Source organism: Muricoccus pecuniae, assembly GCF_014199205.1.
Lineage (GTDB): Bacteria > Pseudomonadota > Alphaproteobacteria > Acetobacterales > Acetobacteraceae > Roseomonas > Roseomonas pecuniae.
Window position 1 is genome coordinate 117,199 of record NZ_JACIJD010000001.1, and the last position, 21,002, is coordinate 138,200.

Consider the following 21,002-nt stretch of genomic DNA (forward strand, 5'->3'; position numbering starts at 1 on the left):
GCGCCCTGCTGCGCGTCACCGGGCTGATCGGCGGCGTGCCCTGCGCCGCCCTGCTGCTCCTGCTGCTGACGGGGACGGACCCCGTCGCGGTCGGGCTCGGCCTGATGGCGACGGGGCTCGCGGCCTTCCTCCTCGCCCATTCCTGGCTGAACACGCTGGCGGGGCTGGAGGCGGAGCTGCGCGCGGCCGCGGAAGGGCTGCCCGCCCCGCAGCACGATCCCCTGCTGCCCGCCGCCGCGGGGGTGGCCGAGGCCGCCTCCCGCCTGACCCGCAGCCTCGCGCGGCGGGAGGCGCTGGTGAGCCAGCTTCGCCGCACCGACGCCGCCATCGTCGAGGCCCTGCCGGACCCGCTGCTCGTCCTGGCCGGGGACCGGCGTCCGCTCCGCGCCAACGCCGCCGCGCGCCGCTTCTTCGGCCCCGGCCCGGCCCCCGGCCCGGCCTCCAATGCCGTGGGGCGCGCCGAGGGCAGCGCGGCCGACACCGCCGCCTTCCTGCGCCACCCGCTGATCGCCGGCGCCATCGACCGCGCCCTCGCCGAGGGAGGCCCGCAATCGGCCGATGTCGTGCTGCCCGTCCCCGTGGCGCGCGACCTCTCCACCCAGGTCATCCCGATGGACCCCCCGCTTTCGGACGGGGGGCGGCTGCTCGTGGTGCTGGCCGACCGCACCCAGGCCCGGGCGGCCGAGCGGATGCGCGCGGATTTCGTGGCCAATGCCAGCCACGAGCTGCGCACCCCGCTCGCCTCCATCATCGGCTTCGTCGAGACGCTGCGCGGCCCCGCCGCCGAGGACCCGGAGGCGACCACCCGCTTCCTCGGCATCATCGCGGATCAGGCCGAGCGGATGCGCCGCCTGATCGAGGACCTGCTCGGCCTCTCCCGCATCGAGATGACCGAGCACCAGGCGCCGCAGGGGGAGGCGCGGCTGGACGCGCTGGCGCGGGACGAGACGGCGGCCATGGCCCCCATCCTCGCCGCCCGCCGCGTCACGCTGGAGGCGAGGCTCGCCCCCGCCACGGCCAGGCCGGCCGATCCCGGGCAGCTCGCCCAGGTGCTGCGGAACCTGCTGGAGAACGCGGTGCGCTACGGGCGGGAAGGGGGGGCGGTCCGCCTCACCGTCCGCGCCCTCGCCGCGCCGGAAGGGGGGCTCGCCCCCGGCGTGCTGCTGGAGGTGGCGGATGACGGGCCGGGCATCGCGCGCGAGCACATCCCGCGCCTGACCGAGCGCTTCTACCGCGTGGACCCCGGCCGCTCCCGCGCGGCGGGCGGCACGGGGCTGGGGCTGGCGATCGTGAAGCACATCGTCGCCCATCACCGCGGGCAGCTGCTGATCGACAGCACGGTGGGGCAGGGCACCACCATGCGCGTCTGGCTCCCCGGGCACTGAGGGCGGACTCTGGGTGGCCCGGACATGAGAAGGGCCGGGGAAGCCTCCCTCCCCGGCCCCTATTGGGTCGCGTTCCCTTCCGGGCTCAGGCCGCGGCGCGGCCCGCCAGTGGGTCCAGCCGATAGCCGCCGCCCTCGGTGAGCAGAAGGGAGGCGGTCGCGGGGTCCGGCTCGATCTTCTGGCGCAGGCGGTAGATATGCGTCTCCAGCGTGTGCGTGGTCACGGCGGCGTTGTAGCCCCAGACCTCGTTCAGCAGGATCTGCCGCCCCACCGGCCGACCGCCGGCGCGGTAGAGGAACTTCAGGATCGCGCATTCCTTCTCGGTCAGGCGGATCCGGCGGTTGCGGCCGGGGTCCTGCAGCATCTTGGCCGAGGGGCGGAAGGTGTAGGGCCCGATGACGAAGACGGCGTCCTCGGAATTGTCGAAGCCGCGCAGCTGGGCGCGGACGCGGGCCAGCAACTCCATGATCCGGAACGGCTTGGCGATGTAGTCGTTCGCACCCGAATCGAGGCCGCGTACGATGTCCTGCTCGCCGTCCGCGCCGGTGAGCATGATGATCGGCACCTTGATGCCGTTGCGGCGAAGCTCGGCGCAGAGATCGCGCCCGTCTCCGTCCGGCAGGCCGATGTCCAGCAGCACGGCATCGAACCGGGCGCCCTCGGCCAGAAGGATCTTCGACGCTTCCGCCATCGTCCCGGCCTCGCGCGGGGCGAACTCGCCCTCGATCGCCAGCTGCTCGGACAAGGTGGCGCGCAGCGCCGGATCGTCGTCCACGATCAGGATCGGACGTGGGTCCGACATGCACCCTCCTGTAGGAAAGCCCGGAGTAGGAAAAGCCCGGGGTTCGCGCGCCGGAACGCCCGATCCCGGAGCCGTGATAACGCGATATGGGGCAGATCGTCCTGTCCCGGCAAGACTTGGCTCTCTTTTTCGTGGGGAATGCCGCCAGACAGAACGTTTCTGCCCCCTTTTGGACACTTCCGGCATCCCATATTGGCGGCTCGCCGATAGGCGAATCGCTTTTGATAAGGCAGTCCAGGAATTCGCCCGACCGGGGCGATTCGGATACGCCGAGGGGACCGGAATGGCCGAAGCTTCGATGGGCGCCGACGCGGCCCGCCTGCCCGGCTGGCGGGGAAGCGGCCTGGCGGGCGATTCGCGGGCGCTGGCGATGCGGGCCGTGCACCGCGCGGTCTCCGACCTCCGCCGCGGCACGCCCGTGCTGCTGGACGCGGGCGGCGAGGCGCTGGTGCTGGCGGCGGCCGAGACGGTGGGCGCGCGCGGCCTCGCCGACCTTGCGGCCGCCTCCCTCGCCCCTCCCGTCCTCCTCCTCTCCGCGCCCCGCGCCGCGAGTCTCCTCGCCCGGCCCGTTCCCGCCCCCGCCGCCGGGGAGGACGCGCCGGTGGCGCTCCGCCTCTCCCCCGCGCTCCTGGCGCCCGAGGCGCTGCGGAGCATGGCCGACCCCGTGGCCGAGCAGCTCCTGCCCGAGGCGCCGGGGATCGTCGCCGCGCCGGGCCTCGCCGGAGCGCTGTCGCCCGCCGCCATTACCCTGGCCAAGATCGGGCGGCTGCTACCCGCCCTCGTCGCCGCCCCGGCCTCCATCCCCGCCGGGACGCGGCTCGGCCTCCTTTCCGTGGGGGTGTCGGAGGTGCTGGGCTATCCCCTCGCGGCCAGCGCGAGCCTGACCCGCGTCGCCGAGGCGCGGGTGCCGCTGGAGGAGGCGCCGGAGGCCCGGATCGCCGCCTTCCGCGCCGCCGATGGTGGGATCGAGCACCTGGCCATCCTCGTCGGGCGGCCGGAGGATGCCGCGCCCGGCGGGCCGGCGCCGCTCTGCCGCATCCATTCCGAGTGCTTCACCGGCGACCTGCTGGGGAGCCTGCGCTGCGACTGCGGGCCGCAGCTCCGCGGCGCCATCGCCCGCATGGCGGCGGAGCCCGCGGGCGGGGTGCTGCTCTACCTCGCCCAGGAGGGGCGGGGGATCGGGCTGGTGAACAAGCTCCGGGCCTATACGCTGCAGGATGGCGGGCTGGACACGCTGGATGCCAACCGCGCCCTCGGCTACGGCGCGGACGAGCGGGACTTCCGGGTCGCCGCGACGATGCTGGAATCCCTCGGCCTCACCCGGGTCCGGCTGCTGACGAACAACCCGGACAAGCTCTCCGGCCTCGCCGCCTGCGGGGTCACGGTGGAGGGGCGCGTCTCCCACCTCTTCGCCGCCAACGGGGTGAATGACGGCTATCTCGCGACGAAGAAGGCGCGCTTCGGCCACCTGCTGGGCTAGAGCGCTTTCCGTTCGCCCTGGCTCACGGCAACCACTCTAGCCCTTTGCTTTGTCGCATTTTCCGAGCCGCCGGGTGATTCCACCCGGCTTGAAAATGCTCTAGGCACGCCGCTTGCGCTGCGCCCACCGCCCGATGGAGCGGAGCGCGCCATGACCTACACCGTGCCCAACACCACCTCCCCCGAGGGTTGGGGCATGTTCGCCGGCCGGACCTATGGCGGCAGCCGCCCCGCGGCCGATGGCGGCCCGCCCCTCTTCGGCGATGAATCGCCGCCGATGCCGGTGGAGCTCTCCTTCGACGAGGTGCTGGAGTCCCTCAACCCCCTGCAGCACGTGCCGGGGGTGGGCATGATCTACCGGGAGGCGACGGGAAGTGCCGCCCCGATCGCCGCGCGCATCATGGTGGGCACGGCGATCGGCGGGCCCATGGGCTTCCTCGGCGGCGTGGCCTCGGCCATGCTGGAGGTAACGGGCTTTGTAGGCACGCTCCAGGCCATCGCGGCCGGGCGGGACCAGCCCACGGCCTTCCTCGCCTGGGGTCAGACCCCCGATCCCGCGACCATCGCCCGGGCCCGCGCCGCCTATCAGGAGCAGCTCGCCGCCAACACGGCCTGAGGGGGCTTGCCCCGGCACCCCCCCTTTCGGCAAGGAGGGCTGCATGACGACCGCCCGCCTGGAAGACCCGCTGCTGGCCCTGATGTGCGACCGCTGGCGCTGCGCCATCGGCCGCGGCGGCCTCCGCGCCGACAAGAGCGAGGGCGATGGCGCGACGCCCCGCGGCACCCTGCCCCTGCGCCGCGTGCTATACCGCGCCGATCGCGGCCCGGCGCCGCGCTGCGCCGTGCCGGTGGAGCCCATCGGCCCCTCGGACGGCTGGTGCGACGACCCCGCCGACCCCGCCTACAACCGCCCGGTCACGCTGCCCTATGCCGGCCGGCACGAGGAGCTGTGGCGGGGGGACGGGGTCTACGACATCATCGGCGTGCTCGGCTGGAACGACGCGCCCGTGGTGCCGCACCGGGGCAGCGCCATCTTCCTCCACGTCGCCCGCCCGGACTACACGCCGACCGAGGGCTGCGTGGCCCTCGCCCTGCCCGACCTCCGGGCGGCGCTGGCCGCGGGGCTGACGGCCATCGAGATACCCTGAGTCTCACAATTCGGTGATGCGTGCGGCGGGGCAGGGGCCTATCCTGGCCGGGATGCGCCGCACCCTCCTCCTCTTCCCGCTCGCCCTCGCCGCCTGCCAGGCGCCGGAGATGGGCGAGTGGGGCCGTTCCGCCGAGAACGCGCTACGGGCCAGCGTCTTCCTGCCGCCCCGGCAGGACGGCCTCGCCCCCGCGCGCTACGAGCCGCCCTCCGGCGTGCTGGAGGAGGCCGAGGCGGAGGTGACGGACGGCCCCACCCTCCTCGTCACCGAGGGCCGCCGCCGCCGGGTGATGCGGATGATCCAGGGCAATGGCGAGCAGCGCATGTGGCGCTCGGACGACGGCTTCGTGCTCGCGACCGACGGGGCGCGGGTGGTCGCCACCGCCGGCAACCCGACAAGCCTCGCCGCCACCCGCTTCGACAGCCCGGACCCGCTGGACGACGTGACCGCCCTGGCCGAGCGCCCCGCCGCCGCGCGCCGGCTGGTGGACATCGTCCCGGCCTCCCGCGATCCCGGCCGGATGCGCTTCGGCGTGGCGCTGGAGTGCCGGCTGCGCGCGGAGCGGGTGCCGGAGGGCCTGTTCGTGGAGGAGCGCTGCGGCGGCGGGGCGCGCTTCGTGAACCGCTACTGGGCCGATCCCGAGACGGGGGCGGTCTGGCGCTCGGAGCAGTGGGTGGGGACCGACGGCCGCCCCGTGACGATCGAGGTGGTCAGCCCCCCCGCCAACTGAGCCCGGCCCGCCGCACGCGGCGCGCGACAAGGGCGAGCCAGAGGAGTTGCACCGCCAGCGGCGGCAGCACCACCAGCGGCTTCACCTCCGGGGGAAGCCGCGGAAAGGCCAGGGCCAGCCCGGCCTGGAACAGCACGAAGGCCCCGTGGATCGCGGCCACCCAGCGCACGGAAAGGCCGGACCGCTGGGCCATCTGGTAGAGATGCGTCCGGTGCGGCGCGCTCAGCGGCTCGCCCATCAGTGCGCGGCGCAGCAGGGTGAAGCCGGTGTCGAAGAGATGCGCGAAGAGCAGCAGCGGCACGATGAGGAAGGAGATCTGCGCCGTGTCGAAGCGCGCGCAGGCCACCGCCAGCACGGCCAGGATGAAGCCGAGGAACTGGCTGCCCACATCGCCCATGAAGATGCGCGCGGGGTGGAGGTTGTAGGGCAGGTAGCCGATCAGCCCGGCCGTGAGGAACAGGGACGCCGCGTAGACGAACCAGGCCGACTGCTCCGCCGCGATGAAGGCGAGGGAGGCGCAGGCCACCAGCAGCGAGCCGCCGACCAGCCCGTCCATCCCGTCCATGAAGTTCACGGCATTGGTGCAGGCGACGATCCAGAACAGCGTCAGCACCGGCCCCCAGGCGCCGAGCTCCACCACCCCCACCCAGGGCACGGCCAGCCGCGTGACCACCAGCCCGCTGGCCAGCGCCACCATCGCCGCCCCGGCCTGGGTGGCGAGCTTCACGACGAAGCGGAAGTCCAGCAGGTCGTCCAGCAGGGCGACGCCGGCGATGGCCAGCGCGGCGAGGATGATGCCGATGAACTCCGCCTCCGCGATGCGGGCGAAGCGGGCCGTTCCGTAGAGCACCACCATCCCCGCGACGAAGGCGGCGACGATCCCCAGGCCCCCTCCGCGCGGCGTCGGCACCTTGTGCGCGGTCGCGGCGCGGCGGGCGGGGTCGTCCAGCATGGGATAGGCGATGAGCAGCCGCACCACCCCCGCCGAGAGCAGGATCAGCAGCGCCGCGAAGCCGAGATGCGGCAGGAAGGCCTCGGCGCGCATCAGGTGGTGATCCGCGCGGGGTCGAGGGCGGCGTAGACGTCGCCGCTGTTGGCGACATGGGGCAGGGCCTCGATCCAGCCCCGCATCGCCTCCGCCCCCAGCGGCGCGGGGTGGGCGAGCTCCATGCTCTCCCCGAGGCAGGCGTTGAAGCGGTAGGGGCCGAGGGCGGCCAGACGCGCCAGGCACGCCGCCGCGACGCCGCGCTGGATGGTGGTGAACTCGAAGGACAGGGCGCGGGGCGCGGAGAGGAGGCCGGCCAGCGCCTCGGCCTCGAAGCCCTCCACGTCGAGCTTGATGAAGTCCGGCATGCCGTGCTCGGCGGCCAGGGCGTCGAGGGTGGTGACGGGGCGGGGGATCTCCCGGTCCCATTCCTGGCCCTCCCAGCCGGCGGCGCCGTCGGCGGCGGCCACGAAGTCGCCGGATGCCGTGGCGACGGTGGGGTTGCGCGTGTTCAGCCGCAGCACCGCCTCCCCCGGCGCGGCGCCGACGAGGGCGGGCACCAGCGCCACCCCCTCATCCCCGCGGAAGAGAAGGCGCAGCACGCGCAACAGCCCGGGCTGCGGCTCCACCGCGACCGCGCGCGCGCCCAGGCGGCGGAAGCTCGCCGCGCGGTCCCCGACATGGGCGCCGACATCGAAGCCGAGATCCCCGGGGCCGAGAAAGCGGGCGTGGAAGGCGTCCAGCGCCGCGTCCCGGCCCGGGGCGTAGTAGGTTTCCACGGAGCGGCGGAGGGCGCTGGACCGCCTCATGCCGCGAAGACCAGGGCGCAACCCGCGGCCTCCTCCGGCGGAACCATCACCCCCGACGGCACCTCCACCCGCATCACGGAGGCGAGGGCGGCGCGGGTGGCGTCGAGGTCGGCGACGCCGATCACCATCCCCACCACCGCCGGCAGGGCGGGGGGCACCACTCCCGGCAGGATCTCCGCCGCCACCTCGGGGGCGAGCACCCGCACCCGCGCGCCGTCGGGCAGGGGCAGGGCGAAGCCGCCGGCGGGGTCCGGCTCCAGCGGCAGGCCGGCGAAGCGGGAGAGGCGGGCGGCGCTCTCGGCCGGGCGGTCCGCGGCGATGATCGCCGCACGCAATTCCGTCGCGCCGTTCGGATGGGTCATCCAGCGCTCCTGCCAGAGGGCCTCCGGCGTCAGGTGCCGCACGAGCTGCACGCGGCCCTCCGGCGCCTCCGGCAGGGGCAGGCGCTCGAAGCGCGCGACGGGGCCGCCGGGCTCGACGGGGCGGGAGAGGGGGAGGGTGCCCGGGAGTTCCAGCCCCGCCCGGCGCAGCCGCGCCAGGTTGCCCTCCGCATCCCTCATCCCCAGCGCGAGGATGCGCGCTCCCTCGAAGCGGTCGAGCATGGCGCCGAGGCCGTTGTCGGGCAGGGCGGGGTCGAGGATCGCCAGCAGCTCGATGTAGCCCCGCCGCAGCATGGCGCAGCGATTGGCGGTGCCGAGCGGCCCGTTGCCGCCCGACTGCTGCGCGACGGGGGTGAGGGTGAAGCCGAGCCGCTCATAGGCCGCCCAGAGCGCCCCCGCATCCCGCGCGCAGATGCCGAGATGGTCCAGCCCGGTGGCGCCGGCCATCAGGCGGCGGGCCCGGCCTCGTAGTGCGGGAGCAGCCAGGACTCCGGCTCCCGCGCCGCCTCGTCGTACCAGCGGGCGACGAGGGGATGGGCGCGCACCGCCTCCATATAGGCGCGGCTGCGCGGGGAGACGGGCGGGGCATAGGTGATGAGGCGCGCGACGACGGGCGCGTACATTGCGTCCGCCACACCCATGGCCGCGCCGTGCAGGAAGGGACCGCCCGTGGCGTCGAGGCAGCCCGCCCAGACCGTCTCGATCCGCGCGATGTCGGCCAGCGCGTCCGGCGTCGCGCCGCGGCCGGAGAAGTCGCGGCCGAGATTCATCGGCATGGCCATCCGCAGGCCGCGGAAGCCGCCATGCATCTCGCTCGCCGCGCTGCGGAGATGGGCGCGCAGCACCCGGTCCTCCGGCCAGAGGGAGGGCGCGAACTCGGCGCAGTATTCGAGGATGGCGAGGCTCTCCCAGACCCGCGCGCCCCGGTGCTCCAGATAGGGCACGAGGCCGGCGGGGGTGGCCGACTTGATCGCCGCCGTGTTGCCGCCGCCGGTGAGCGGGATCAGCACCTCCTCCACCTCCAGCCCCGCGAGATGCACGCCGAGCCAGCCGCGCAGCGACCAGGAGGAGTAGCGCTTCGTCCCGATGACGAGCCTGCCGTCAGCCCCACCCTCAACCATGGACCGGCACTCCCTTGGAGGTGGAGTACTCGAAGTGCAGCGCCTCGCCCGGATGCACGCGGGGATGGATGGCGTGCGCCGCCATCGCCGCCTCGGAGAAGCCCTGGAGGATGAGCTTCAGCTTGCCGGGATAGGTCGCGACGTCGCCGATGGCGTAGATGCCGGGGCGGGAGGTTTCCAGCGTGGCGGGGGTGACGGTGACGTGGCTGCGCTCCATCCCCAGGCCCCATTCGGCAATCGGGCCGAGTTCCATGGAGAGGCCGAAGAAGGCGAGCAGGTGGTCCGCCTCCACGTCCTTCTCCTCGCCCTTGAGGGTGGCGAGGGTGACATGGGTGAGGTTGGCGCCATCGCCCTTCAGCCCGTGGAGCTGGTAGGGGATGGCCAGCTCCAGCTCGCCGCGCGCGGCGGCGGCGTCGAGCTGGGCCGCGCTCTCCGGGGCGGCGCGGAACTTCGGGCGGCGGTGCACCACCGTCACCTTTGCCGCGATCTCCTTCAGGGAGAGCGCCCAGTCCACGGCGGAATCGCCGCCGCCCGCGATCACCACGCGCTTGCCGCGGAAGTCCTCCCGGCGGGAGACCATGTAGCGCACGGCGCCCGAGGCCTCGTAGCGCGGCAGGTCCTCCAGCGGCGGGCGGTTCGGCCCGAAGGCGCCGGCGCCGGCGGCCAGCACCACGGCCTTGGCGCGCACGCTGTCCCCCTCGCTCGTGCCGAGGACGAACTCGCCATTGTCCTCCAGCAGCCGCTCGACGCGGCGGCCGAGGAGGTAGATGGGTGCGAAGGGCTGGGCCTGCTGCTGGAGCTGGTCGATCAGGTCGCCGCCCGCGATGCGGGGATGGGCGGGGATGTCGAAGATCGGCTTCTCCGGGTAGAGGGCCGAGCACTGGCCGCCGATGGCTTCGAGCGCGTCCACCACCACGCATTTCATCCGCAGCATGCCGCATTCGAACACGGCGAAGAGCCCCGCGGGCCCCGCGCCGATGATGGCGACATCCGTCTCGATATGCGCGGTCATGGGTGCTGCGCCCCTCCCGTCCATCAAATGAGGGGGCGTGATACAGCGGGCGGGGTGGGGCGGGAAGCGGCCCCGCCCCCGCCAGATGCCGCTACGGGGTCAGCGATAGGCCCAGGAGTGCCCGTGGTGGCGCCCCTGGCGATAGGCGTCGCGCCGCCCGGCCTCATAGGCCTCCCTCTCCGCCATCTCGCGCTGCTGGCGCCAGTAGGCGCGGCGCTCCATGCGCTCCCGCCAGCGCTCGGCCTCCCAGTGATGGGGCGGCGGGGCATAGCCGTAGCTGTAGTAGCCGAAGCCCTGCGCCTTCGCGCCGGGCACCACGGTGAGGGCGCCCGCCACGGCCAGCATCGCCCCGAGGACCAGCTTCTTCATCGTCTCGCCCTTCCGCCGGGACCGTCCCGGCTCTCTGACAGGGCCATTCATGGCGCGGCATCCCGGCGGGATTGGGATGGGCTTCGCCGCCTTTCCGACATCTTGGGGCAGCCCCATTGCGGCAGCCGGGAGGGCATGCCGGGGAGCGGCCGGGAGGCAGCCCGGGGCAGGCGGTTGGCGCGGCGGGCGCCCCGGCCTAGCCTCCGCGGCCCCGAGTACCGTGAACGCCAGGAAACGCCCATGAATCTCGCCCGCTTCCCCCGCATCCGCCTGGGCCACATGCCGACGCCGCTGGAGCCGATGGATCGGCTCTCGAAGCACCTCTCCGGCCCAGGGGGCGGGCCGCGGCTCTGGATCAAGCGGGACGACTGCACCGGCCTCTCCACCGGGGGCAACAAGACCCGCAAGCTGGAATACCTGATGGGCGAGGCGCTGGCGCAGGGGGCGGACACGGTCATCACCCAGGGCGCCACCCAGTCCAACCATGCCCGGCAGACGGCGGCGGCGGCGGCGAGGCTTGGCCTTGCCTGCCACATCCTGCTGGAGGACCGCACGGGCTACACCGACCCCGCCTACACCCAGTCGGGCAACGTGATGCTGGACAAGCTGCACGGCGCCACCGTCTCCCGCCGCCCCGGCGGGGCGGACATGCAGGCGGAGATGGAGGCGCTGGCGGAAGAGCTGCGCGCCGCCGGCCGCAAGCCCTATGTCATCCCCGGCGGCGGCTCGAACCCCGTCGGTGCGCTCGGCTATGTCGGGGCCGCGCTGGAACTGGTGGCGCAGGCGGCGGAGATGGGGCTGCGGATCGACCATGTCGTCCATGCCACGGGCAGCGCGGGCACACAGGCCGGGCTGGTGGCCGGGCTCGTCGGGCTGAACAGCGGCATCCCCGTGCTCGGCATCGGCGTGCGCGCCCCGCGGGAGAAGCAGGAGGCGAATGTCCTCGCCCTCTCCCAGCGCACCGCCGCCCATCTCGGCCTGCCCGAGGGCACGGTGCGGGCGGAGCATGTGCGGGCGAATTGCGACTATGTCGGCCAGGGCTACGGCATCCCGACCCGCGGCATGGTGGAGGCCGTGAAGCTCGTGGCGGAGAGGGAGGGGATCCTCCTCGACCCCGTCTATTCCGGAAAGGGCATGGCGGGGCTGATCGACCTCATCGGCAAGGGCCACTTCAAGGCCGGGGAGAACGTGGTCTTCGTCCATACCGGCGGGGCGGTGGGCCTCTTCGGCTATCCCGACGCCTTCGACCTGCCGGCCGAGGCGGCCTGAGGGCGTTCTCTCCGGGGAGGGTGGGTTTCATCCATGGCGTGGATGGGACCTATCCACGGGATCGCGTGGCGTGGATGGGAGAGGGGGACTATATCGCTCTCCAGACGACGACAACCTGCCGCCGCCATCCACACTAAGGATAAGAGCGATGTTCACCTCCAACCTTTCCCGCGCCCTCCGGACCCTCGGCCTCGCCACCGTTCTGGTCGCCGGCGCCGCCGCCCCGTCCTTCGCGGACGGCCTCTACGTCGCGGGCCCGACGGCCTCCCCCGCCTGGACCGCGGCCAACAGCCGCACCCCGCTCGCGGGCAACCAGGCCACCCGCACCGACCCCGCGCAGAACTTCCTCCTGCACGCCGGTGCCACGGGCAATGGCGGCCAGCACAGCTGATCGCCTGCCCTTGGGCTGAAACCTGGGGCTGACATGAGAAGGGCCGCCGGCACCAGCCGGCGGCCCTTTCGTTTGTGCGGTTCCGCTCAGTTCGGGCGGACGCGGTCGATCGCCCGGTCCACCGCGCGCCCGGTCGACTCGACCGGGCCGTTCGGCGGGTCGATCGTGTCGCGGGCGCGCTCGCCGAAGGTGCGGTTCCCGCCGGTGCAGGCGGCGAGGGTGGCCAGGAGCAGCATCGGCATCAGGGCCGCGCGGAGAAGACGCATGATGGGTTCCTTTCCCTGGCGGCCCCACGGCCGCCCGTGAGGGGCTAACCGGATCGGCGCGGGCGGGTTTCCCCGCCTGGGCCTGCCTGGGCCTGGCCGATCCCCGCGCGGCTTGCCGGCGGAGGGGACAAGCGGGCAGAAAGGGGCACCGATGCCATCCCCGATCACCCTCGCCCTGCCCGACGAGGCCGCGACCGCCGCACTCGCCGCGCGGGCCGCCCGCCTGGCGCGCCCGGGCGACGCCATCCTGCTCGACGGGCCGCTGGGCGCGGGGAAATCCGCCTTCGCCCGCGCCTTCCTGCGCGCCGCGGCGGGCGATCCGGGGCTGGAAGTGCCGTCCCCCACCTTCACCCTCGTCCAGTCCTACGACCTGCCCCTCGGGGCGGCGCACCACATGGACCTCTACCGGCTGGAGGGGCCGGACGCCCTGCCCGAGCTGGGCTGGGAGGAGGCGCTGGACGGGATCGTGCTGGTGGAATGGCCGGACCGCCTCGGCCGCTTCGCCCCGCCCGGCGCCCTCCGCATCGCCCTGTCCCCCGCCGGGGCGCCGGAGGCCCGCACCGCAACCCTCGCCGGCTGGGACGACCCCCGGCTGGCCGCCCTGGCCGAGACCGCATGAGCACCGACGCCTTCCTCGCCGCCCATGGCTTCGCCGGGGCGCGCCGCACGCCCCTGCCGGGGGATGCGGGGCACCGCCGCTACGTCAGGCTCGCCGGCGGGCCGCGCCCGGCCCTGCTGATGGACGGGTCGGGCGCTGCCGCCGTGGGGCTGCCCTCGGCCGAGGCCGACCTGCGCGCCTTCCTCGCCATCGCGGCCCATCTCCGCGGGATCGGCCTCTCCGCCCCGGAGGTGCTGGCCGCCGACCCGCCGGCCGGGCTGCTGCTGCTGGAGGACCTGGGCGAGCCGACCCACGCCACGCTGCTGGATGGGGGGGCGGAGCCGCTGCCCCTCTACCTCGCGGCCGCCGAAACCCTCGCCGCGCTGCACGAGGCCCCGCCGCCGCCCGGCCTGCCGGCCTGGGAGGGCGAGGCCATGGCCCGCGCCGCCGGCGCCACCTTCCTCGACTGGTGGTGGCCCGCCGCGATGGGGGCCGGGCCCACCCCCGCCCAGCGGGAGGGCTTCCACGCCGCCATGCGCGCGATGCTCAAGCCTTTCGAAGGTGCGGGCGGCTTCGTCCACCGGGACTACTTCCCCGCCAACCTCCTCCCCCTGTCGGCCCGGCCCGGCCCGGCCTCGGTGGGGATCATCGACTTCCAGGATGCCGGCCACGGCCACCCCGCTTATGACCTCGTGAGCCTGCTACAGGACGCGCGCCGCGACGTGGCCGGGGAGGTGCGCCGGGCCGCGACCGCGCGCTACCTCGACCTCCGCCCCGGCATCGACCGCGAGGCGTTCGAGGCCGCGACGGCCGCCATGGCCGCGCAGCGCCACCTGCGCGTCGCCGCCCTCTGGGTGCGGCTGGACCGGCGGGACGGGAAGCCGCACTACCTCCGGCACGGCCCGCGCTGCTGGCGCCTGCTGGAGGAGGTGCTGCGCCACCCCGCCACGGCGCCGCTCGCCGCCTTCCTCGACGAGAACCTGCCGCGCGACCGCCGCGCCAACCCCCTCATGGAACCCGCCGCATGATCCGCCTCACCCATGGCATGGTGCTGGCGGCCGGGCTCGGCACGCGGATGCGCCCGCTGACCGAGACCGTGCCGAAGCCCCTGCTCACCCTGCGCGGCCGCTCCCTGCTGGACCACGCGCTGGACCGGCTGGACGAGGCGGGCGTGGGGGATGTGGTGGTGAACGCCTTCCACCTCGCGCCGCAGGTCGTGGCCGCCTGCGCGGCGCGCACGGCCCCCCGCACCACGGTGCTGGTGGAGGATGAGCTGCTGGAGACCGGCGGCGGCATCCGCAACGCCCTGCCGCATCTCGGCGGGGAGCCCTTCGCGCCCCCATTCGCTGTTGTGAACGGCGACGCCTACTGGCTGGACGGCCCCACCCCCGCCCTCGCGCGCCTCGCCGCCGCCTTCGACGCGGATCAGATGGACGCGCTGCTGCTGCTCGTGCGCGCCGCGACGGTGGACGGCGATGTCGGGCTCGGCGACTTCCTGCTCGATCCCCTCGGCCGCGTCCGCCGCCCGAAGGAGAGGGAGGTCGCGCCCTATACCTATACCGGCGTGCAGATCATCCATCCCCGCCTGCTGGACGGCACGCAGCCCGGCCGCTTCGGGCTGATGCGGGCCTGGATGCGCGCGATCGAGGCCGGGCGGCTCTACGGGCTGGTGCATGACGGCGTCTGGTTCCACCTCTCGACCCCACCGGATCTGCAACGGGCTGAGGAAGTTCTGGACAAGGGCCTCGTGAAGCTGTTCTAGCGCTGTTCTCTCATCGGGGGCAGGCAGGGGACGTGCGTTGAGGCTGTACGAGATTCCGGCCCACCGCCCCTTCCTCGACGATCTCGCCTATGGCGTGCTCGCCATGGCCGATGGGCTGGACGATCCGGCGGCGCTCGCCCGCACCACCATCCTCCTGCCCACCCGCCGCGCCGCGCGCTCCTTGCGCGAAGCCTTCCTCCGCGCCTCCGGCAAGCCCGCGCTGCTGCTGCCCCGCCTCCGCGCGCTCGCCGGCCTCTCGACCGAGGATGCGGAGGAGCTGTCCCTCCCCGCCCTGCTGGACGAGCCGCCGGCGGTGGACCCCGCGCGGCGCCTCTCCGTGCTGACCGAGGTGGTGATGCGCCTGCCGCCGCATCTCGGCGGCCCGAGCAACCCGGACCAGGCCTGGCGCCTCGCGCTGGAACTCTCGACGCTGCTGGACGAAATGGCGCTGGAGGGATGCGACCCCGAGGGCATCCCGGACCTCGTCACGGGCGAGCTGGCGACGCACTGGAAGATCACCCACGAGTTCCTCGGCGCCGCCATCCGCTACTGGCACGCCTGGCTCGACGAGCAGGGCCTCTCCGACATCGGCGCGCGCCGCGTCGTCACGCTGCGCGCCCAGGCCGCCGCCTGGCGCGACAGCCCGCCGAAGGACCCTGTGATCGCGGCCGGCATCGGCATCGGCGGCACCATCCCCGCCGCGACCGAGCTGCTGCGCGCCATCGCCCGCATGGAGAAGGGCGCGGTGGTGCTGCACGGCGCGGGGGAGGAAATGGATGCCGGGCTGTGGGAGGTGCTGCGGGAGGCGAACAGCCACCCGCTGAACGGCACCGCCCGCCTGCTGCGCGGCATGGACGCCACCGCCGCCGACCTGCGCCCCTGGCCCTACCGCGCCCCGGAGGCGCCCGCGCCGAACGAGGCCCGCGCCGAGCTTCTCGCCCGCGCCCTGCGCCCGGAGGAGGGCATCGCCTGCTGGCAGGAGAGGGAGCCCGAGCGCTGGCGCCCCGCCCTCTCCGGCCTGGACGTGCTGATCGCCCCGGACGAGGCGGGCGAGGCCGCCGCCATCGCGCTCCTGCTGCGGGAAGCCCTGGAGACCCCCGGCGCCCGCGCCGCGCTGGTGACGCCGGACCGCGACCTGGCCCGCCGCGTCTCGGTGGAGCTGCTGCGCCACGGCATCCTGGCCGACGACTCCGCCGGCCAGCCGCTGGGCATGACGCCGGCCGGCGCCTTCCTGCGCCAGATCGGGCGGATGGTGGAGGAGGGCTTCGCGCCCATCCCGCTGCTCGGCTGCCTGAAGCACCCGCTCTGCTCGGGCGGCATGCCGCGCCAGGCCTGGATGCAGGCGGTGCGCGAGCTCGAGCGATACGCGCTCCGCGGCCCGCGCCCCGGCGCCGGGCTGGAAGGGCTGCGCCGCGCCGCCGAGGCGATCCGCCACGAGGAGCCGCGCGCCCGCGTGCGCGCGATGCTCGACGCGCTGGAGGCGGCGCTCGGCAACTTCCGCGCGCTGGAGCGCGAGGTGCGCCCGCCGGCGGACCTGCTGGCCGACCATCTCGCCGCCGCCGAGGCCCTCGCCTCCACCGACGAGCTTCCCGGGGGCTTGCGCCTCTATCGCGGCGAGGAGGGCGAGCCGCTGGCCGTGCATCTCGCCTCGCTCGAGCCCGCCATGCGCGCCCTGCCGCCGCTGGAGGCCGCCGCCTGGCCCGCGCTGTTCGACGCGCTGCTGGAAGGCCCGCTCGCCCCGGGGGTGCGCACCGTGCGCGGGCGCAAGGGCGCCTCCCACCCGCGCGTGCAGATCCTCGGCCTCCTCGAAGCCCGGCTCCAGTCCTTCGACCGCGTGGTGCTCGGCGCGCTGGAGGAGAGCGTCTGGCCGCTCGCGACCGATCCCGGCGCTTGGATGAGCCGCCCGATGCGCGCCGCCTTCGGCCTGCCCGCGCCCGAGGCGCGGATCGGCCGCGTCTGCGCGGACTTCTTTCTCTCCGCCCTCTCGGCACCGCGCGCGACGCTCTCCCGCGCCCGCAAGCGCGGCGGCTCGCCCACGGTGGCCGCGCGCTGGCTGACGCGGATCGAGACCTTCCTCAACGGGCAGGGGCTGGGCGGGCTGGAAACCTCGCCCGCCACGGGCTGGGCGGGGCTGCTCGACATGCCCGACGTGGCGCGCCCCTGCGCCCGCCCGGCCCCCGCGCCGCCCGCGGCCCTGCGCCCGCGCCGCATCGGCGTAACCGATGTGTGGCTGCTGAAATCCGACCCCTACGCATGGTATGCCAAGCGCGTGCTGAAGCTGCGCCCCCTCGATGATCTCGACGCCGAGGCGGATGCGGCGGAGTACGGCAACATCGTCCACCACATGGTTTCGCGCTGGCTGACGCTCTGCGACGGCGACCCCCGCTGCACCGAGGCCGCCGCGCATTTCGAGGCGGCCACGGAGGAGGCGCTGGCCGAGTTCGCGCCGCGCCCGGGCCTCGTCGCCTACTGGCGCCCGCGCCTCGCGCGCATCGCGGAATTCGTGCTCGATGAGGAGCGGCGGCGGGACGGCGTGGCGACCCGGCACGCCGAGATCAGCGGCGGCATCGAGCTTCCCTGCGGCGTGCGGCTGGAAGGCCGCGCGGACCGGGTGGACGTCATGAAGGACGGCAGCCTCGTGCTGATCGACCTCAAGACCGGCGCGCCCCCGAACAACAGCGAGATCGCGGACGGCCGCGCGCCGCAGATGCCGCTGGAGGCCGCCATCGCCGCGCGCGGCGGCTTCGCCGGCATCCCCGCCGCCGGGGTCTCCTCGCTGGAGCACTGGCACGTCTCCGGTGGCTGGGAGGCCGGCACCGCCGTTCCCTTCCGCCCGAAGGACTCCACCCTGCCGGAGGTGAGCGAGAACGCCTTCGAGGCGCTGAACACGCTCGTCCAGGACTTCCTGCTGGGCGACCGCCCCTTCCTCGCCCGCCCGCACCCCGCGCGCGCGCCCAAGGGGGACGAGTACGACCATCTCTCGCGCCTGGCCGAATGGGGCGGCGCGGAAGGGGGCGATTCCGCGTGAACGAAGCCCTCTCGGCGCGGGTCCGCGCGCGCTACGCGCAGCAGGCGGCGTCCGATCCCCGCATCTCCGCCTGGGTGGGCGCCTCCGCCGGCTCGGGCAAGACGAAGGTGCTGACGGACCGCGTGCTGCGCCTTCTCTTGCGGGAGGACACGCAGCCCGGCCGCATCCTCTGCCTCACCTTCACCAAGGCCGCGGCGGCGGAGATGGCGACGCGCCTCGCCCTGCGGCTGGGCCAGTGGTCCGTGCTGGAGGAGCCCGCGCTGCGGCAGGCGCTGGAGGACCTCACGGGCCAGCCGCCGACCCGCGCCGAGATCGAGACCGCGCGCCGCCTCTTCTGCCGTGTGCTGGAGCAGCCCGGGGGCATGCGGATCGCGACGATCCACGCCTTCTGCCAGTCGCTGCTCCGCTCCTTCCCGCTGGAGGCGAGGCTGCCCCCCGCCTTCACCCTGCTGGAGGAGGCGGACAGCGCGACGCTGCTGGCCGAGGCGCGCGAGGCCGCGCTGGCCGGCCGCGCCATCCCGGAGGAGGCGCTGGCCGGCCTCGCGCGGCTCGTCTCCGCCGACAGCCTGGCCAAGGCGCTGCGCGAGCTGGTGGGCAAGCGCGAGCGCCTGCGCCCCCTGCTGGAGCGCGCGGACGGCCACGCCGCGGCGCTGCGCGAGTGCCTTGAGATCCCGGGGGAGGAGACGGAGGAGACCCTTCTCCTCCGCCTCTGCTGCCCGCCGGATTCCTTCCGCGAGGCGCTGTCCACCCTTGCCCAGCACAAGAACAAGGGCCCGCGCGAGGCGGCGATGACGCTGCTCTCCATCCTGTCCGAGCCGGAGGAGGCGCGCGTCTCCCGCTGGCCCGCCTGGCAGGAGGCGCTGTTCACGCAGAAGGGCGAGCCGCGCGCCGCGCTGGCGAAGGAGGCCGCCTTCGCCGAGGAGATGGCGCGGGTGGAGGCGCTGCTCTCCCGCTGGAGCGCGCACCGCCTGCTCGGCGCCACGGGATCGCTGCTCTCCGCCGCGCGGCCGGTGCTGGAGGACTACCGCGCGCGCAAGCAGCGCCGCGGCGCGCTGGATTTCGACGACCTCATCCACCGCGCCCAGGGCCTGCTGCGCGATCCCGGCTCGGCCTGGGTGCTGTTCAAGCTCGATGGCGGCCTCGACCACCTCCTGCTCGACGAGGCGCAGGACACGAACCCCGCGCAGTGGGGCATCGCCCAGGCGCTGGCAGAGGAGTTCTTCGCCGGCTCCGGCACGCGCGAGCCGGGCGACCGCACCCTCTTCGTCGTGGGCGACGAGAAGCAGAGCATCTTCGGCTTCCAGGGCGCCGACGCCCGCGGCTTCGCCGAGTGGGAGTCGCGCTTCGACGCGCAGGTGACGCGCGGCGGCTCGGTGTTCGAGCGCGTGCCGCTGAACGTCTCCTTCCGCTCCTGCGCGCCCGTGCTCAACCTCGTCGACCACGTCTTCGCCGATGGCGTGGCGCGCAAGGGCGTGGTGCGCGACGGCGTGATGCTGGAGCACTCGGCCGACCGCGCGGGCCATGCGGGGAAGGTGGAGATCTGGCCGCTCCTCGAGCATGCCGGGGCGGAGGCGCCCGAGCCCTGGATCGTCCCGCGCGATCCCGTGGCCGCGCAGGATTCCGAGGCCCTGCTCGCCCAGGCCATCGCCGCGCGCATCGGGCGCATGATCCGGGAGGAGACGCTGCCCGCGCGCGGCGACCGTCCCATCCGCCCCGGCGACGTGATGGTGCTGGTCCGCCGCCGCACGCGTCTGATCGAGCTGCTCGTGCGCGAGCTGAAGAAGCGGGCCATCCCCGTGGGCGGCGTGGACCGGATCGAGCTGGTGAAGCAGATCGCGGTGCGGGACATGCTGGCGCTGTGCGACGTGCTGCTGCTGCCCGAGGACGATCTCGCGCTCGCCGCGCTGCTGAAGTCGCCGCTGATCGGCATGTCGGAGGACGACCTCTTCGCCCTCGCCCACGGGCGGGAAGGGCCGCTCTGGCACGTGCTGGTCAAGCGGCGGGAGGAGAGGTCGGCGATCGGCGCGGCCGCCTCCTGGATCGCGGCGCTGGCGGACCGCGCGGATCTCGTCACGCCCCACGCGCTGCTCTCGGAGGTGCTGGGCGAGCATGGCGGCCGCGCCCGCCTCCTCGCGCGGCTGGGCGCCGAGGCCGCGGAGGCGCTGGACGAGCTGCTCTCCGCCGCGCTCCGCCACGAGAACCGCCACGCGCCCTCGCTGCAAGGCTTCGTGCAGTGGCTCCGCCGCGGCGGCGCCGAGGTGAAGCGGGAGATGGAGAACGCGGCGGATGCCGTGCGCATCATGACCGCGCACGGGTCGAAGGGGTTGCAGTCGCCCGTCGTCATCATCCCCGATATCGGCCGGGGCGGCGCGCGCGACACGCTGCTCTGGAGCCGCGGCGAGGCGGGAGAGGTGCCGCTGGAAGTCCCCCTCTGGGCGCCGCGCAAGGAGTTCCAGGCCGCCCACTGGACCCGCGCGCGCGACGCCCGCGCCCATGCGGATGCGGAGGAGGAGAACCGCCTCCTTTACGTCGCGCTGACGCGGGCGGAGGACCGGCTGCTCGTCTGCGGCCTCGCCCCTCGCAAGCCGCCGGCCCACCCGCCCTGGCACACGCTGGTGAAGGAGGGATTCTTCCGCGGGCTGGAGGGCGGCAGGCCCGGCTTCGCCCGCGTGCCCTTCGACCCCGCGGCGCTCGGCCTGCCCGAAGGCTGCGGCTTCGGCCCGGAGGGATGGGAGATCACCACCGCGCAGGAGGCCGAGCCGAAGCCCGACCCCGCCGTGCTGCGCGCCGAGGCCGCCATCCTGCCGCACTGGGCCACCGTCGCCGCGCCCCCGGAGGCGAGCGAGGACCCCATCGCCCCCTCCCGCCTGGAGGGCGAGGCCGAGACCCCGGCCGCCCCGCACGGCGCGGGCGATCCCGGCGGCCGGCGCTTCCGGCGCGGGCTGCTGATCCACGGCCTGCTCCAGCACCTGCCGGAGCACCCGGAATCCCGCTGGGAGGAGCTGGCCCGCCGCCACCTCGCCCGCCCCGGCCACGGGCTCGACCCCTCGGAGAGGGAAGCGACGCTGGCCGAGACGCTGGCGGTGCTGCGCCACCCCGCGCTGACGGGCGCCTTCGGGCCGGACAGCCTCGCCGAGGCGCCGCTGGCCGGGGTGGTCGGGGGCATCCCCATCGCGGGGCAGGTGGACCGGCTGCTGGTCGGGCCCGACCGCGTGCTCGTGCTGGACTACAAGACCAACCGCCCGCCGCCGGAGGAGGTTTCGAAGGTCCAGCCCGCCTATCTCCGGCAGATGGCGGCCTATCGCGCCGTGCTGCGCGCCGCCTGGCCCGGGCGGCGGGTGGAGTGCGCCCTCGTCTGGACCTGGTCCGGCCATGTCATGCCGCTGCCGGACGCGGTGCTGGACCCGCACGCGCCGGGCGCCTTGCCGCTGCATCGGGAATCGTGACATTCAGCCCCCGGAACGGCCC

20 protein-coding genes are annotated in these 21,002 nt (G+C 74.6%); 12 read left to right on the plus strand and 8 right to left on the minus strand.

The window, feature by feature from the left end; translation table 11 throughout:
* The first annotated feature begins 35 nt into the window (after window positions 1–35).
* Window positions 36–1,385 carry an ATP-binding protein gene (locus FHS87_RS00520; protein ID WP_312861831.1) on the plus strand — a complete coding sequence of 450 codons (1,350 nt, stop codon included), beginning with the start codon at window positions 36–38 and terminating at the stop codon, window positions 1,383–1,385.
* A gap of 85 nt (window positions 1,386–1,470) precedes the next feature.
* Here FHS87_RS00520 and FHS87_RS00525 read toward each other — a convergent pair whose 3' ends face one another.
* Window positions 1,471–2,187 (minus strand): response regulator transcription factor, encoded by a 717-nt coding sequence (locus tag FHS87_RS00525; protein WP_184512730.1) that lies wholly within the window; start codon window positions 2,185–2,187, stop codon window positions 1,471–1,473.
* 283 nt (window positions 2,188–2,470) lie between these two features.
* Between FHS87_RS00525 and ribA the strand changes: the two genes are divergently transcribed.
* The 4 genes from ribA (at window position 2,471) to FHS87_RS00545 (ending at window position 5,544) form a co-directional block, all read left to right on the plus strand.
* On the plus strand, window positions 2,471–3,667 hold the full coding sequence (gene ribA / locus FHS87_RS00530; RefSeq protein ID WP_408906375.1) for a GTP cyclohydrolase II: 1,197 nt from the start codon (window positions 2,471–2,473) through the stop codon (window positions 3,665–3,667).
* Between the two features lie 150 nt (window positions 3,668–3,817).
* A complete protein-coding gene (locus FHS87_RS00535; RefSeq protein WP_184512732.1) occupies window positions 3,818–4,282 on the plus strand; it encodes a hypothetical protein in 465 nt (154 codons plus the stop codon).
* A 43-nt stretch (window positions 4,283–4,325) separates the two neighbouring features.
* The gene (locus FHS87_RS00540) at window positions 4,326–4,814 is read left to right on the plus strand and encodes a L,D-transpeptidase family protein (protein WP_184512734.1); all 489 of its coding nucleotides are present in this window, start codon (window positions 4,326–4,328) and stop codon (window positions 4,812–4,814) included.
* A 52-nt stretch (window positions 4,815–4,866) separates the two neighbouring features.
* The gene (locus FHS87_RS00545) at window positions 4,867–5,544 is read left to right on the plus strand and encodes a YjbF family lipoprotein (protein WP_246417707.1); all 678 of its coding nucleotides are present in this window, start codon (window positions 4,867–4,869) and stop codon (window positions 5,542–5,544) included.
* Here the strand turns inward: FHS87_RS00545 and FHS87_RS00550 are convergent.
* From FHS87_RS00550 to FHS87_RS00575, 6 genes are all read right to left on the minus strand, one after another.
* Entirely contained in the window at window positions 5,525–6,589 is a 1,065-nt protein-coding gene (locus FHS87_RS00550; RefSeq protein ID WP_184512736.1) for a glycosyltransferase family 4 protein, read from the minus strand. The two genes, FHS87_RS00545 and FHS87_RS00550, sit on opposite strands and share 20 nt — an antisense overlap.
* Complete coding sequence (locus FHS87_RS00555; RefSeq protein WP_184512738.1) at window positions 6,589–7,338, minus strand: FkbM family methyltransferase; 750 nt, start codon at window positions 7,336–7,338, stop codon at window positions 6,589–6,591. Before FHS87_RS00555 ends, FHS87_RS00550 begins: the two co-directional genes overlap by 1 nt.
* Entirely contained in the window at window positions 7,335–8,165 is an 831-nt protein-coding gene (locus FHS87_RS00560) for a VOC family protein (RefSeq protein ID WP_184512740.1), read from the minus strand. The genes FHS87_RS00555 and FHS87_RS00560 overlap by 4 nt, the downstream gene beginning before the upstream one ends.
* On the minus strand, window positions 8,165–8,839 hold the full coding sequence (locus FHS87_RS00565; protein WP_184512742.1) for a glutathione S-transferase family protein: 675 nt from the start codon (window positions 8,837–8,839) through the stop codon (window positions 8,165–8,167). Before FHS87_RS00565 ends, FHS87_RS00560 begins: the two co-directional genes overlap by 1 nt.
* The gene (locus tag FHS87_RS00570) at window positions 8,832–9,851 is read right to left on the minus strand and encodes an NAD(P)/FAD-dependent oxidoreductase (RefSeq protein ID WP_184512744.1); all 1,020 of its coding nucleotides are present in this window, start codon (window positions 9,849–9,851) and stop codon (window positions 8,832–8,834) included. The genes FHS87_RS00565 and FHS87_RS00570 overlap by 8 nt, the downstream gene beginning before the upstream one ends.
* 99 nt (window positions 9,852–9,950) lie before the next feature.
* Window positions 9,951–10,220, minus strand: a complete 270-nt coding sequence (locus FHS87_RS00575) for a hypothetical protein (protein WP_184512746.1) — start codon at window positions 10,218–10,220, stop codon at window positions 9,951–9,953.
* A gap of 240 nt (window positions 10,221–10,460) precedes the next feature.
* Between FHS87_RS00575 and cuyA the strand changes: the two genes are divergently transcribed.
* A complete protein-coding gene (gene cuyA / locus FHS87_RS00580; RefSeq protein ID WP_184512748.1) occupies window positions 10,461–11,489 on the plus strand; it encodes a D-cysteate sulfo-lyase in 1,029 nt (342 codons plus the stop codon).
* Between the two features lie 148 nt (window positions 11,490–11,637).
* Window positions 11,638–11,880 (plus strand): hypothetical protein, encoded by a 243-nt coding sequence (locus tag FHS87_RS00585; protein ID WP_184512750.1) that lies wholly within the window; start codon window positions 11,638–11,640, stop codon window positions 11,878–11,880.
* A gap of 86 nt (window positions 11,881–11,966) precedes the next feature.
* On the opposite strand, the gene FHS87_RS00590 is transcribed toward FHS87_RS00585, so the two are convergent.
* Window positions 11,967–12,146, minus strand: a complete 180-nt coding sequence (locus tag FHS87_RS00590; RefSeq protein WP_184512752.1) for a hypothetical protein — start codon at window positions 12,144–12,146, stop codon at window positions 11,967–11,969.
* A gap of 151 nt (window positions 12,147–12,297) precedes the next feature.
* On the opposite strand from FHS87_RS00590, the gene tsaE reads away from it, so the two are divergent.
* Genes tsaE through addA form a run of 5 tightly spaced genes read left to right on the plus strand, consistent with a single transcriptional unit; the run spans window position 12,298 to window position 20,980 of the window.
* On the plus strand, window positions 12,298–12,765 hold the full coding sequence (gene tsaE, locus FHS87_RS00595) for a tRNA (adenosine(37)-N6)-threonylcarbamoyltransferase complex ATPase subunit type 1 TsaE (protein WP_184512754.1): 468 nt from the start codon (window positions 12,298–12,300) through the stop codon (window positions 12,763–12,765).
* On the plus strand, window positions 12,762–13,772 hold the full coding sequence (locus FHS87_RS00600; protein WP_184512756.1) for an aminoglycoside phosphotransferase family protein: 1,011 nt from the start codon (window positions 12,762–12,764) through the stop codon (window positions 13,770–13,772). The genes tsaE and FHS87_RS00600 overlap by 4 nt, the downstream gene beginning before the upstream one ends.
* Window positions 13,769–14,506: a nucleotidyltransferase family protein gene (locus FHS87_RS00605; protein WP_184512759.1), complete on the plus strand. Its 738-nt coding sequence runs from the start codon at window positions 13,769–13,771 to the stop codon at window positions 14,504–14,506. Before FHS87_RS00600 ends, FHS87_RS00605 begins: the two co-directional genes overlap by 4 nt.
* A gap of 37 nt (window positions 14,507–14,543) precedes the next feature.
* Window positions 14,544–17,534 (plus strand): double-strand break repair protein AddB, encoded by a 2,991-nt coding sequence (gene addB / locus FHS87_RS00610; protein WP_184512761.1) that lies wholly within the window; start codon window positions 14,544–14,546, stop codon window positions 17,532–17,534.
* A complete protein-coding gene (addA, locus tag FHS87_RS00615; protein ID WP_184512763.1) occupies window positions 17,531–20,980 on the plus strand; it encodes a double-strand break repair helicase AddA in 3,450 nt (1,149 codons plus the stop codon). Before addB ends, addA begins: the two co-directional genes overlap by 4 nt.
* Window positions 20,981–21,002: the final 22 nt, after the last annotated feature.